This is a genomic window from Streptococcus sanguinis SK1 = NCTC 7863, from assembly GCF_000194945.1.
Taxonomy (GTDB): Bacteria; Bacillota; Bacilli; order Lactobacillales; family Streptococcaceae; genus Streptococcus; species Streptococcus sanguinis.
On the sequence record NZ_GL878509.1, the window covers coordinates 240,988 to 254,665 of the forward strand.

Sequence of the window (13,678 nt, forward strand, 5' to 3'; positions counted from 1 at the left end):
CTAAAATTACTATCATAGGACGGTGAAATGATGACGATTAATCGATTACTGCAGAAACTAAATACAACAAGCCCTATTCTCCAAGCGACCTTTGGTCTGGAGAGGGAAAATCTGCGGGTGACAGCTGACGGGCACTTAGCTCAAACTGCCCATCCTAGTCAGCTTGGTTCCCGTAATTTCCACCCGACCATCCAAACAGACTTCAGCGAGCAACAACTGGAACTAATTACACCTATCGCTCACTCGACTAAGGAAGCACGTCGCTTACTGGGAGCTATCAGCGATGTAGCTGGTCGCTCGATTGACCAGAATGAACGCCTCTGGCCTCTATCCATGCCACCACAGCTGACGGAAGAAGAGATTGCCATCGCCCATCTGGAAAACGACTATGAACGCCACTACCGAGAGGGCTTAGCGGAAAAATATGGTAAAAAACTACAGGCTATCTCCGGCATCCACTATAATATGGAGCTTGGGAAAGATCTGGTCACTGCTCTCTTTCAAGCCAGCTCCCACCATTCGCTCAAGGACTTTAAAAATGACCTCTATCTCAAGCTGGCTCGAAACTTTCTGCGCTTCCGCTGGATTTTAACCTATCTCTATGGTGCTGCCCCTTTGGCAGAAGCTGGCTTCTACAGGCAGGACATTCCCCAGCCTATCCGCTCTTTTCGCAACAGTGACTATGGCTATGTCAATGACGAAAATATTCAGGTGTCCTACGCTTCTTTGGAGCAATATGTAACTGATATTGAAAACTACGTTCAGTCAGGCGAGCTCAGCGCTGAAAAGGAATTTTACTCAGCCGTTCGCTTCCGTGGACAGAAGCACAATCGTGCCTATCTGGAGCAAGGCATCACTTATCTGGAATTCCGCTGCTTTGACCTCAATCCTTTTGACCATTTAGGCATTAGCCAAGAGACCTTAGATACCGTCCATCTCTTTTTACTGAGCCTGCTCTGGCTAGATGATGTAGAAAATGTTGATGCAGTATTAAAAGCTGCCCACGACTTGAACCAAAAGATTGCTTGTAGCCACCCGCTGACTGCTCTGCCCGATGAAGCAGACAGCTCAGCACTTCTCCAAGCTATGGAAGAGCTCATTCAACATTTTGAACTGCCAACTTACTACCAAACCTTGCTTCAGCAACTTAAAGAAGCACTTCTGAATCCTCAGCTAACCCTATCTGGCCAGCTCCTGCCTCATATCCAGCAAGATTCCTTAATGGCCTTTGGATTAGAAAAAGCAGAGGAGTATCACCGCTATGCTTGGACTGCTCCTTATGCCCTCAAAGGCTACGAGAATATGGAATTATCTACTCAAATGCTACTCTTTGATGCCATACAAAGAGGTCTAAACTTTGAAATTTTAGATGAAAATGACCAATTTCTCAAGCTTTGGCATGGTCACCATGTGGAATATGTCAAGAACGGCAATATGACCTCCAAGGATAACTATGTCATCCCTCTGGCCATGGCCAATAAAACAGTCACCAAAAAGATTTTGGCTGCAGCTGACTTTCCCGTTCCAGCTGGAGCAGAATTTTCTTCTCTTGAAGAGGGACTGGCCTATTACCCTTTGATTAAGGATCATCAAATTGTCGTCAAACCCAAGTCAACCAACTTCGGACTAGGCATCTCCATCTTCCAAGAACCAGCTAGCCTGGAATCTTATCGCAAGGCTTTAGAGATTGCCTTTTCAGAAGACGCTGCTGTCTTAGTCGAAGAATTTATCGCTGGAACGGAGTACCGCTTCTTTGTCTTAGACGGTCAGTGTGAGGCAGTCCTCTTGCGAGTAGCAGCCAATGTCGTAGGAGACGGTCAGCATACCGTGAGAGAATTGGTTGCCATCAAAAATGACAATCCCCTGCGGGGTCGAGATCATCGATCACCACTCGAAATCATTGAACTGGGGGACATTGAACTGCTCATGTTAGACCAGCAAGGTTATGGACCCGACGATATCCTGCCTGCTGGAGTCAAAGTTGACTTGCGGCGCAATTCCAATATTTCTACCGGTGGAGACTCGATTGATGTCACAGACAGCATGCACCCATCTTATAAGGAACTCGCTGCGGACATGGCAAAGGCTATGGGAGCTTGGGCTTGTGGCGTTGACCTGATTATCCCTGACAGCTCTGCTATTTCCACAAAGGAAAATCCCAACTGTACCTGCATCGAGCTAAACTTCAACCCCTCTATGTATATGCACACCTATTGCGCTGAGGGGCCGGGACAAAGCATCACCCCTAAAATACTTGCTAAACTTTTCCCAGAAATGGACTGATAAAAGACGAATCGCAGGGTATTCCTTGCGATTTTTGTTTGATAGCTATGGCAAAACTCTATAACAAGCACAATAGGTATTTGACTTACAAGCTTAAAACAAGCAACTTTCCAACAGTTCTTTATGGCGCAGCTGGGCTAGCCAGTTGTCAGGGATCCCTTCCAAACCATAGATGATACCAGCCAAGCCGCCAGCAACTGCTGCTACTGTATCAGTGTCATCGCCCAAATTAACAGCTTTCAGGACAGTTTCCAGATAAGAAGTGCTAGTCAGCAGACACCACAGCGCTGCTTCCAAGGTATCCACCACATAGCCAGTAGAGCGAATGTCATCTTCGGTCAGCTCTGCTAAAGTTTCCAAACGAGCATAGGTCTTGCTAGTCTCTAAGCCTGATAGTATTTCCGGTAGTTGCTGGCCTTTTGAGAGCCTACGAGCAATATCCACATAAAGCTGGCAGGCCTCTACGGAAGTCGCATGGGCATGTGTAATACTGGAAACAGCCTCAATATCAGACGGACCAACTGCCGTAAAGGCTAGGGGAAGAATCCGCATCAAAGAACCATTTCCATTGGAATATTCATCAGACAGACCGTGTCCTCTTGTCAAAGCTTCGCGAGTCGCATTTCCTACATCGAAGGTCAAACCATCTGGCGTGTAGGCTCCCTCGAAGAGCCAATTTTTAAACCGCTGCTGCATATCGACAGGGTCAATCTTACCTTTTTCCCTAATAGAATCACAGGTCGCCAAAACAAGGCTAGTATCATCTGACCAAGTTCCAGCAGGTTGCTGATGGCTGCCATAGCCCACCATCTCAACCGCTTCAAAACTGCCACGGGTCAAGAATTCACACGGAACTCCTAATGCATCAGCTACCGCCAAACCATAGACTGCCGCTTTCAAAGATTGGTTCATACTAGCCTCCTTTGTTTTATTATACTATTTTTAGTCTTAAAATGCTTCCTAACCCCAAAAAACAAGCGCAGTCGCGCGCTTGTTTTTCTTTTTTGTGTTAAAATAAAAGGTATGGACAAAATTATCAAAACTATCTCAGAAAATGGTTCTTTCCGTGCTTATGTGCTGGATAGCACAGAGACGGTTCGGACCGCTCAAGAAAAACATCAAACTCAAGCAAGTTCTACCGTTGCACTTGGCCGCACACTGATTGCCAGCCAGATTTTGGCTGCAAATGAAAAAGGCCAGACCAAGATTACCGTCAAGATCCTTGGAACTAGCTCACTAGGTGCGATCATCACAGTGGCAGATACCGAGGGTAATGTCAAAGGCTATGTGCAAAATCCCGGAGTAGATATCAAAAAGACAGCTACTGGCGAAGTTATGGTTGGTCCTTTTGTCGGCCAAGGCGAATTCCTCGTTATAACGGACTACGGTACGGGCAATCCTTACAATTCCATGACTCCTCTCATCTCTGGAGAAATCGGCGAAGACCTAGCTTTCTACCTAACCGAAAGCCAGCAAACACCTTCCGCAGTTGGCCTCAATGTCCTCTTGGATGAGAATGATAAAGTCAAGGTTGCTGGCGGTTTCTTGGTACAAGTTCTGCCTGGCGCTAAGGAAACTGAAATTGCCCGCTTTGAGAAGCGGATCCAAGAAATGCCTGCCATCTCAAAACTGCTGGAATCCGATGACCATATCGAAGCTCTACTGGCTGCCATCTATGGTGATGAGCCATACAAACGCCTGTCTGAAGAGGAAATCCGCTTCCAGTGCGACTGCAGCAAAGAGCGCTTCATGAATGCCTTGGCTACCTTGCCAAAGACTGACTTGGAAGAGATGCGTGACCAAGACCAAGGAGCTGAAATCGTCTGCCAATTCTGCCAGACTGCCTATCACTTTGACCAAAATGACCTGGAGGAACTGATTCGTGACAAATCTTAATACCCCTTTTATGATTGGGAAAGTCGAAATTCCCAACCGCACAGTTCTGGCGCCTATGGCCGGCGTAACCAACTCTGCTTTCCGAACCATTGCCAAAGAGCTGGGAGCAGGCCTGGTCGTGATGGAAATGGTCTCTGACAAGGGCATCCAGTATAACAACGAAAAAACCCTCCACATGCTCCACATTGATGAAGGAGAAAATCCCGTTTCTATCCAGCTTTTCGGTAGCGACGAGGACAGTTTAGCCCGCGCAGCAGAATTTATCCAAGAAAACACCAAGACGGATATCGTCGATATCAATATGGGCTGCCCGGTCAATAAAATTGTCAAAAACGAAGCTGGAGCTAAATGGCTCAAGGACCCTGAGAAAATCTATAAAATCATCAACAAGGTCCAGTCCGTTCTGGATATTCCTCTGACAGTCAAGATGCGAACTGGCTGGTCTGACAGCTCACTAGCTGTAGAAAATGCTCTAGCAGCCGAAGCCGCTGGAGTCTCAGCCTTGGCTATGCACGGCCGCACCCGTGAGCAAATGTATACTGGTCATGCTGACCTTGAGACCTTGCACGACGTAGCCCATGCTCTGACCAAGATTCCTTTCATCGCTAACGGTGATATCCGCAGTGTGCATGATGCTAAACAGCGTATCGAGGAAGTCGGTGCCGATGCCGTTATGGTGGGCCGAGCTGCTATGGGAAATCCTTACCTCTTTAACCAAATCAACCACTACTTTGAAACCGGCGAAATCCTTCCAGACCTCAGCTTCGAGGACAAGATGAAAATCGCTCACGATCACCTCTCCCGCTTGGTAAATCTCAAAGGAGAATATGTGGCCATCCGCGAATTCCGGGGCCTAGCTCCGCACTATCTGCGCGGTACTGCCGGAGCAGCCAAGCTCCGCGGTGCTATTTCTCAAGCTGAAAGCCTGGCTGAAATTGAAGAACTCTTACAAATTCAAAAATAAAACCAAAAGGAAGCCAATTGGACTTCCTTTTTTGTTTAGGGTTGGGTCACCACAACGCTTGTTACTAAACCATCTGCTCCTGTTGTAATCTGCAGATTGGCATTGCCTTGGCCGCTTAACTGCGCATTGTATTTGCCATCATCCAGTGTATAAGAGTAGGAAGCAATGGAATAATTATCTGTCTTTCCATCTGCAGACTGGACTGTGAATTGACCATTACCTGATACAGTCACAGTATTTCCATTGGCATCTTTCCAAGTTCCAGCAGCGGCTGAGAAATCCCCATCCACCATAGTCAAGACACCTTTATAGCGAGCATTGCTGGCTGCCTGTTTATTCTGAAGCTGGCGATTGCTTTCGGGCGCTTGGGCTGGTTGAGTTGCTTGACTCTGAATATTTTGTCGACCTGAGGCTTGCTGTGGCTGCGTTTGTTGGGCTTGAGGAGCTTCGACAGTAGACTGTTGCTGACTGGCAGGAGCTTGGGCTTGTTCAGACTGGCTAACTGCTCCTTCTGAAGAAGCGCTATTGCTGGCCTTAGGAGAAGCGCTGGCCTTGCTGGATGACGCAACTTTTGAGCTAGAAGAAGCTTGAACAGTTTTGCTAGAACTGGCACTTGTTGCACTTTCTTCTTTCTTACCACATGCCCCTAAAAGCAAACTAGAAGCCAGAACTGCAGCTGCCATCATTTTTGTATAAGTACGTGTTTTCATCTTTTGTCTCCTTGTAACATTAAGAAATCTTTTTGTAACATTATTGTAACACTGTGATTTTACTATGTCAATCATTTATGCAAAATTCTTAAAAAATTTTTTCCCAAGTAAAGTTCTGTTTCTCAATATGCTTCTTTTGTCATGAGAAACTCGCTCCTACTTATCTATTCGTAATTAAAAACGAAAAAACAGGACAAATTTATCCTGCAAGAGAAATATATGATCAGCTTTCTTTTAATCTGATTTTTCTGCCTTCAACCGATACACTTTTCTCGGCTTCCTCTTTGGCACGCGCTTAACACCAGCCTCCTCTAGGTATTCTCCAAATTTCACTAGAAAATTATTGCTGACAATAGGTCGTCTAGGCGTGATGAGATTGACCAACTCAGTCCCTTCATAGACAGTAAACGGTGATTCCAGCAGATGGAGAAAAGTTGGATTCCAGTCAAGTCGCCCCTGAATCCGCTTGATAGATTCCAGCAGGATTTGGTAGTGGTCAAAGGCAAAGTCCTCTGCTGTCAGGAGCCGCTCACCGTCTCTAAAACTCCTTGTCTTAAAGTCTACATCAAGAAAGGTGACTTCCTTGGCATCATCCCCAGCTTGTGCTTGATCTACTGCTATAGCCGGCAGATAGACCAGATGGGCAATGGTGATGACCCATCCGCGTGGATCACGTCCTGGAGTAGAAACCGTCATCAGCTGCTCCACCTTTTCCAGCGGTATCTCCAGCCCTACCTCTTCCTTGACTTCCCGGATGCAGGCTTGATAGGCATCCTCATGCTTGTCCACAAAACCTCCGACTAAGGCATATTTATTTTGATAAGGGTGGGCCTTGCGCTTGATAACCAAGAGTTTTATCTGCCCTTCCACGAAACAGTAGGCTACCATATCTGCTGTTACGCTAGGTGTCTCATACTTAGGTAAATCCTGTGTCTTGTACCATGCCAAAAAGGCGGACTCATCCGCCATGGTTTCATAGTACTCTTTTTCCGACATTCCCGCTGGGATATCCTGTTTGGTCATGAGTTTCTTCCTTTCCTAAGCTATCTTTTTCTATCAAAAATCTCAGGCCTTGGTCTAAGCTTTCTTCACCGCCTTGGTCCACTGATACCATCCAACGATACTATTGAGGGTATAGACCCAGTACATGGCCTGGATATGAAGGTTGCTACCCCACCATAGATAGATACTGAAGAGATTGGTCGCAATCCAGAAGATCCACTGCTCGCGGTAGAGACCAGTCATAAGAAGCTGACCGATACCATTGGTCGCATCTGTCACACTATCACGGAAAGGCCGGTGACTGTGAATACTTTTATAGGCAAAGCCCATACCAATCCAAATCAAGGCCGTCAAGGCCAAATATTTAAGCCAGCCATGCCAGTCTAACTTCTTAGCTTCAAAATGAGAGGGTTCTTCCTTATCTTGCTCATTGACCCGGTTGGACAGCCAAGTATAAAGGCCAATAGGCTGCATGATAAAGAAGTAGACCGTAGTCAGCACTTCTCCATAAAAGCTAGCCTGAAAGGACAATAGGAGATAAATTGCCGAATTAACCGCTCCAAAGAGGTAATTGCTGGCCCGCCCCTCGGCTACTAGAATAACGCAAACGATGCCTGTCCAAGAAGCAAAGAGTCCCAGCCAGTCATGCTGCTCCTGACCACTGGTGAACTCCAAAATGAAAGGCAGACTAGACAAAGCAATCAAGTAGAGCCATTGAGTCAAGCTACGCCCGCCAAATAAATCCTGCCAGAGCAATTTCGCGATTCCTTTTATCCCCTGCTTTTTAGCTGCTGCACAGACATTGCGGAAATTCCGAGCAAAGGTTTGAAATTTTTGTTTCAGTCCTGCGTAGATAGGTGCAGGAGAGAGTTTTTGATTTTTTTACTACCATTCTATTTTACCACTTTCTTTTTTAATCCGCTTGATAAATCATATCGATCGCTTCTTTGGCCGCCTGATAATTATCCAAATAACTACCAGCTAGATAGACCGTCGGAATATGAGCCAAACACTGCTCTTTCAGCCTTTTTAGATGGCTTGAAAAATCACTGCGGATAGCCTCGTCCGCCATGCTCATATCACGAAAACCATCGTTAACATAGGTGCCGACCGGCTCAGCAAAGAGAATCAAATCCCATTTTTCCTTGGACAAAATACTGGCAAAGAGATTATCAAAAGTATCTGTTTCTTCGTCCTGAACCGGACTTTCTTTCAGATAGTAATCATAGTAAGCCTTGGTTACCAGTGAATTTGTATCAGCCACGACCAGACCACGGTTGGAGCTGCTGTCAATCAAGCGAGAAGTCTGAGCATATTGTCCTAAGAGCAGATAATAGTAGTCTTTAGGGGTCAGCTCATCGTCTCGCACATTATTTTGAATCTGGTATTCTCGAGCATATTCCAGACTAACCGGAGCATCATAAAAGCGAGCCAAATCCTTGGCCAAGGTCGTTTTACCATTGCTGGCGCTACCCATAATCAGCACTTTCTTAGTAAAGTGACGGCGGAAAGGTTGGGCGATATATTTCCAATAACGACTAGGATTTTCCCGAATCATCGTAGCTGAAATCCCAAACTGTCGCTCCTGCAAGGAAGTTTTGAAGTCGCGCTTTTCTAACTCTTCCTGATAGTCAGCCTCACCAACAAAGAAAATCAGTTCCTCTCGTTCTGCATCATAGCTCACCAACTCTAATAGAGCTGACAGCCACTTGTCCCAACCCAGAGGATAGCGTGGAAAAGAAGTTTCATCCAGTTTGTAAACCTGGGTCAATTCATCATCTGCGAAAGTCTCCCGCGTATAGCGGAATCGTTTCTGCAGAGATAGACCCACTTCCTGCCCACGGTCTCCCTCATAACCTGAAACCACCACGCGCACCTTGTCGTAAGAACGCTTAGCCTTCTGAATCAAATCTATATGCCCCTGATGCAAGGGAGCAAATGTTCCAAAGACGATTGCAATTTTTTCTTTCATACGTTTAGCCTTTTTATTATTTTTTATATTTTATTCTTTCTATGATTTTATTATAAACTATATTTTTCTTTTGTCAATAGTTTTTTATAAAATTTTATAAAAATATTTTTCAGACACTTTAAAACTGTATTAAGCGCAAAAAAAGAACCTAATGTCTTAAGCATCAGATTCTTTTTATAAAAGATTTATTGCTGATAGACTTCTTGGTAGAATTCCAGCTTGTCTCCATCCTTGACAGTGATTTGATTGGCTGCCTTAGGAGCCATTTCTCCGTTGACCTTAAACATCCAGTAGAGGCCCTTTGCTTCATCCTGAGCATGGCCGTCAATAGAAGTAATAAAACCATCTTTTTCTTCGACCTTATAGGCCTTCTTCAAAGCATCCATAGCTGTCTTTCCTTCTTCAACAGCCACCGTTTTCTCGCTCTTCTCCTGACCATCTGGTGCAATACTGATGCTGATTTTCAGTTCCTTTTTAACAGAAGAATCAGCGGAGCTAGAGCTCTTGTCAGTATTTGTCTGGCTGCTGCCGCAACCTACAAGGAGAAGGGCAAAAGCAAGTGTGAGCAAACTAAAGATTTTTTTCATTATAGAGCCTCCTTAAAATAGGGTACAAGAGTGGGTAAAAAAACAAAGTCGACAGTCCGTGCGCTATATTGAAGGTCAAAGCATTGATAATCGCATAAGACCACCAGTGATAGTTGTACAGCAAGGCTGTCAGCGTATCAATGGCAATGCCATAGCCAAAGGATAGGAGAGCTGCTACTATTCCCTGTCCCACTAGATTTAACCGAGGATAGAGCAGCCGCCAAAGGCAAAGAATCAGTCCAAAGGACAGCAACTGAAAGAAGACGATTGGACTCATTCCCAAAAGAAAGGCTGATGTAAACATCGTCACAGCCATCACTAGGAGTGAAGTCGGCAAATCCTCAAAAATGACTATCAGGAAAAAGATAGCTGAGATAGGCTGCACATTGGGCAGAAAGGAAAATGCATAGCGAAAGGCCACACATAGAGCCGATAGGATGGCAATTTTAGCCATTTTGCGAGCAGACAAAGGTACCTCCTTTCTAATTGAGTGAATCAAGACAAGTTGGATTAGGTATGCAGCTCAACAGCATCCCAGTCCTGGGCCGTATTCAGCCCCAGCAGCCAGTCAAGACCAGACCGCCTCTCCAGAACAACACTTTCATCAAGGCCTGCCGGTGCTGGCTGGTTATGAATCCGAGCATCCACACAAGCCCAGTGATAACGATAAATCAAATCATCCTCATCCAGTAATTCTTCTAAGCTGCGCGGTTGGCATTTCCCCAGAAATTCCTGAAAGTCAACCGCACTAGCGACTGCGTCAATAGCAATATCACAATCACAAATCTTATCTGGAAACGGTAAAGTATCTACTAGACCCAAGTACCAAATCAAGGACCAATAGGCCTCGTATTTCCAAACCATATTAATAATAGCTGCCGAGTCGGCACGATCTTCCAAGACTGCCCTTTCTTTGGGCGTCAACTCTTCCTGCACCCCGTATTGCTGCAGTTTATCCTGCAGCCAATGGCGGCTCTCCTCATTATAATTATTATTTTCGATATCCAAGGCCGCCTGAATAATCAAGAGGCTGCTAATAGCTCGACGCGCAATTTCTTCTAGCGAGCGCGGCCTTACTTGCTCAGCACTTTCGATGACTGGCAAATGCTCAATGTAAGGAATCCCCTCCTTTTTCAAGCGCTGGATACTAGCCGCCTTGCGCTCTTCTGGTGTTTTCACTCTGGCTTTCTTGCCAGCAAACAAGTCTTTAAAAAGCGACATATCAGCCTCCAATCCTTCAATTCCCAGTTTCATTGAATGATGAAATAACTGTTCGGTATCTATAGGTATGATTGCTATCAAGGTTTAACCACGATCAAACAACTTTCCGTTGAAAGACTGCGATTTCTAGGCCACTTCGAACTTGAGTTGGCCAGCCTTGACCCCGACCTTAAGAGTCTGACCAGCAGTCAAATCTCCTGTCAAGAGGAGCTCAGACAGCTTGTCCTCTACCTGAGTCTGTAGAGTGCGACGCAATGGCCGTGCTCCCATTTCCACATCGTATCCTTCCTGAGCCAGCAGCTTAAGGGCACTAGCCTGAAATTTCAGCTCAATTCCCTTCTCAGCGAGACTTGCAATGAGCGGTTTGACCATAACCTTGACCACTTCCTGCATATCTTCAGCAGATAAGCTGTGGAAGACTACCTTCTCGTCAATACGGTTGATAAACTCTGGTCTATATGCTTTATTGAGTTCTTCCAGCATCCGTTTTTCCATATTGGCATGGTCCAAGCGAATGTCCCGCGCACCAAAGCCCACCGTCTTATCATCCCGCAAACTGGTCGCCCCCAGATTGCTGGTCATGATAATAATCGTGTTGGAGAAGTCCACCTTGCGGCCCTTGCTGTCAGTCAACTGGCCATCATCCAAGACCTGCAGGAGAACATTGAAAATATCTGGGTGCGCCTTTTCCACCTCGTCAAAGAGCAGGACAGAATAAGGTCTGTTGCGCACCTTTTCCGTCAGCTCCCCTCCTTCTTCATAGCCTACATAGCCTGGGGGCGCTCCGTTGAGACGGCTAGCCGCGAATTTCTCCATGTACTCACTCATATCAAAGCGGATGAGAGCAGACTCGTCATCAAAGAGACTTTCGGCCAAGGCCTTGGCTAGCTCTGTCTTCCCGACTCCTGTCGGACCTAGGAACATAAAGGAGCCAATCGGCCGCTTGCTGCTGCGGATACCAGACTGGTTCCGTCGGATAGCTCGGCTGATAGCTGAAATCGCCTCGTCCTGCCCAATCACGCGTTTATGCAGTTCTGTTTCCAAGTTGAGGTATTTCTTTGCATCTGTCTGAGTCAGCTTCTGCACTGGAATACCAGACAAGCCACTCAGAGTAGCCAAGACATCGTCTTCTTCCACTTTTAGTTTATAAAGCTTCGGTTGCTGCTCTTGCTCAAGCAACTTCGACACCTTTTTAAAGTCCGCTGCCATCAAGGCTTGATCCACTGGCGTCAAATCCGACTGCTCGTAATTCTGTGGTCCTCTATTCTGCACTGTTGCACTGGCCTCGTCCAAAAGATCAATGGCAGAGTCCGGCAGATGCTTGCTAGTCAGATAGCGATGGGCATATTTCACCGCCGTCTCAATCGCTTGATCACTAATCTGTACCTTGTGATGGTCCTCATAGCTCTTTCTCAAGCCTTGTAAAATAGCAATGCTGTCAGCCACATTAGGCTCTTCTATGCTGACCTTAGCAAAACGCCGGGAAAGGGCCGCATCTTTTTCAATATGTTTCTGATACTCTTCCTGCGTCGTGGCACCAACAGTTCGCAAGGTTCCACGAGCCAGAGCCGGTTTCAGGATATTGGCTGCATCCAAAGTCGAGTCAATACCGCTGCCAGATCCCATGATAGTATGCAGCTCATCGATGAAGAGAATGACATGACCATCTTCTTCAATGTCATTGATGATGTTGTTCATCCGCTCCTCGAAGTCTCCGCGAAAGCGAGTGCCAGCGACTACATTCATCAAGTCCAGCTCCAAAACCCGCATCTTAGCAAGTTCAGCCGGAACCTGACCAGCCGCTACACGCTGAGCCAGTCCTAAAGCCAGAGCTGTCTTACCAACCCCAGCATCTCCAACCAGCACTGGATTGTTTTTAGTCTTACGACTGAGAATCTGAACTATCCGTGAAATTTCTTGATCGCGGCCAATGACGGGCTCCAATCGGCCATCTCTAGCCAGCTCCGTCAGATCACGGGTGTAGTCTTCCAGACCACCGCTAGTAGAAGCTGGCATACCCATCATATTGGCCATGGTCTGCTTAGCGGCCATTACTCCCTTATTCAGACTGCGAATAGCCTTGATATCTTCCTTGCCCCAGCCAGCTCGCTGCTCCAAGACCTTTCGCAAATCACTGATTTTCGGTCCCTGCTCCTTGTCCTCGTAGCTAAAGCCAGTAAATTCCAGAATACGAGAGGCCAAGGTCCCCCGGTCAAATAACATAGCCAGCAGCACATGTTCAGTACCTACATGCTTAGCCCGAACAGCTTCTGCAATCTGGCCCGCCTCCTCAAACAACTCCTCTAAGCGATAAGAAAAAGGCAGCAGCTCGAAGTGACCGTCTTTCTGATAAGCCTGACCAGTAATCTGAAAAGCTGCTTCTTCAAATCCATCAACTTCCACAGGAAACTCATTGAGGACTGAACCAGCAACGCTGTAGGGATTATTAGCCAGAGCAATCAGCAGATGCCATGATTCCAGATAATCTGTCGTAAAATGGCCGGCCAAGAGCTGGGCTGCTTCCAAGCTTTCTATTAAGGCTTTTGAGTATTTCATTTATGATTCCATTCCTTTTCTGTCTAGTTGTTGTAAAATCTTTTTTAATATCCGGGCACGAATCACCGCAGCCCCATCACCCAAAATCGAGTCCGATGCTGTTGACAAGATTAGATTGCCCTCACGTTCAGTCATAATCTTCTCATCAAAAAGAAGCTGAATAACATCTGTGAAAACCTGCTGGCTGACACGCTCTCCCACACTGTCGTACAGGCCGCAAAGCATCTGATGCCGGTCGGAAAATTCAATCTTTCCAATCCGAATATAGCCGCCGCCACCACGCTTGCTCTCAACGATATAGCCCCGACTTTCCGTAAAACGCGTCTTAATCACATAGTTAATCTGACTGGGAACCACCTGAAAAACATCAGCCAGTTCACTGCGTTTCAGTTCAACCATCCCAGCCTGAGCCAGAATAGACTTGATATATGCTTCAATACTGTCCGATGTGTTTTTTGCACCCATGACTTCCCTTTCCAGTTGAAAA

13 protein-coding genes are annotated in these 13,678 nt (G+C 46.3%); 3 read left to right on the forward strand and 10 right to left on the reverse strand.

The window, feature by feature from the left end; all coding sequences use genetic code 11:
• Positions 1-30 precede the first annotated feature (30 nt).
• Positions 31-2,283 carry a bifunctional glutamate--cysteine ligase GshA/glutathione synthetase GshB gene (gshAB, locus tag HMPREF9378_RS02570; RefSeq protein WP_032911323.1) on the forward strand — a complete coding sequence of 751 codons (2,253 nt, stop codon included), beginning with the start codon at positions 31-33 and terminating at the stop codon, positions 2,281-2,283.
• Between the two features lie 93 nt (positions 2,284-2,376).
• On the opposite strand, the gene HMPREF9378_RS02565 is transcribed toward gshAB, so the two are convergent.
• On the reverse strand, positions 2,377-3,195 hold the full coding sequence (locus tag HMPREF9378_RS02565) for an ADP-ribosylglycohydrolase family protein (protein ID WP_002914136.1): 819 nt from the start codon (positions 3,193-3,195) through the stop codon (positions 2,377-2,379).
• 111 nt (positions 3,196-3,306) lie between these two features.
• Here HMPREF9378_RS02565 and hslO point away from each other — a divergent pair, with 111 nt between their 5' ends.
• Both hslO and dusB read left to right on the forward strand, forming a co-directional pair.
• Entirely contained in the window at positions 3,307-4,179 is an 873-nt protein-coding gene (gene hslO, locus HMPREF9378_RS02560; RefSeq protein WP_002902091.1) for an Hsp33 family molecular chaperone HslO, read from the forward strand.
• Entirely contained in the window at positions 4,166-5,143 is a 978-nt protein-coding gene (dusB, locus tag HMPREF9378_RS02555) for a tRNA dihydrouridine synthase DusB (protein WP_002914137.1), read from the forward strand. The genes hslO and dusB overlap by 14 nt, the downstream gene beginning before the upstream one ends.
• Positions 5,144-5,178: 35 nt before the next feature.
• Here dusB and HMPREF9378_RS02550 read toward each other — a convergent pair whose 3' ends face one another.
• The 9 genes from HMPREF9378_RS02550 to HMPREF9378_RS02510 form a co-directional block, all read right to left on the reverse strand.
• On the reverse strand, positions 5,179-5,928 hold the full coding sequence (locus HMPREF9378_RS02550; protein ID WP_002902089.1) for a DUF6287 domain-containing protein: 750 nt from the start codon (positions 5,926-5,928) through the stop codon (positions 5,179-5,181).
• Positions 5,929-6,087: 159 nt separating this feature from the next.
• Positions 6,088-6,876 carry an NUDIX domain-containing protein gene (locus HMPREF9378_RS02545; RefSeq protein ID WP_002902088.1) on the reverse strand — a complete coding sequence of 263 codons (789 nt, stop codon included), beginning with the start codon at positions 6,874-6,876 and terminating at the stop codon, positions 6,088-6,090.
• Positions 6,877-6,930: 54 nt separating this feature from the next.
• Entirely contained in the window at positions 6,931-7,698 is a 768-nt protein-coding gene (gene pnuC, locus HMPREF9378_RS02540; RefSeq protein WP_032911312.1) for a nicotinamide riboside transporter PnuC, read from the reverse strand.
• Positions 7,699-7,768: 70 nt separating this feature from the next.
• Positions 7,769-8,827, reverse strand: a complete 1,059-nt coding sequence (locus HMPREF9378_RS02535; protein WP_002902086.1) for an AAA family ATPase — start codon at positions 8,825-8,827, stop codon at positions 7,769-7,771.
• Between the two features lie 185 nt (positions 8,828-9,012).
• Positions 9,013-9,414, reverse strand: coding sequence for a DUF4430 domain-containing protein (locus HMPREF9378_RS02530; protein WP_002902085.1), 402 nt, complete (start codon positions 9,412-9,414; stop codon positions 9,013-9,015).
• Positions 9,398-9,883 (reverse strand): hypothetical protein, encoded by a 486-nt coding sequence (locus tag HMPREF9378_RS02525; protein WP_002902084.1) that lies wholly within the window; start codon positions 9,881-9,883, stop codon positions 9,398-9,400. Before HMPREF9378_RS02525 ends, HMPREF9378_RS02530 begins: the two co-directional genes overlap by 17 nt.
• A gap of 41 nt (positions 9,884-9,924) precedes the next feature.
• A complete protein-coding gene (locus HMPREF9378_RS02520) occupies positions 9,925-10,668 on the reverse strand; it encodes a DUF4272 domain-containing protein (RefSeq protein ID WP_002902083.1) in 744 nt (247 codons plus the stop codon).
• Between the two features lie 93 nt (positions 10,669-10,761).
• Positions 10,762-13,191, reverse strand: a complete 2,430-nt coding sequence (locus HMPREF9378_RS02515; protein WP_002902081.1) for an ATP-dependent Clp protease ATP-binding subunit — start codon at positions 13,189-13,191, stop codon at positions 10,762-10,764.
• Positions 13,192-13,656: a CtsR family transcriptional regulator gene (locus HMPREF9378_RS02510; protein WP_002899234.1), complete on the reverse strand. Its 465-nt coding sequence runs from the start codon at positions 13,654-13,656 to the stop codon at positions 13,192-13,194. It abuts the gene before it with no gap.
• Between the last annotated feature and the right edge of the window lie 22 nt (positions 13,657-13,678).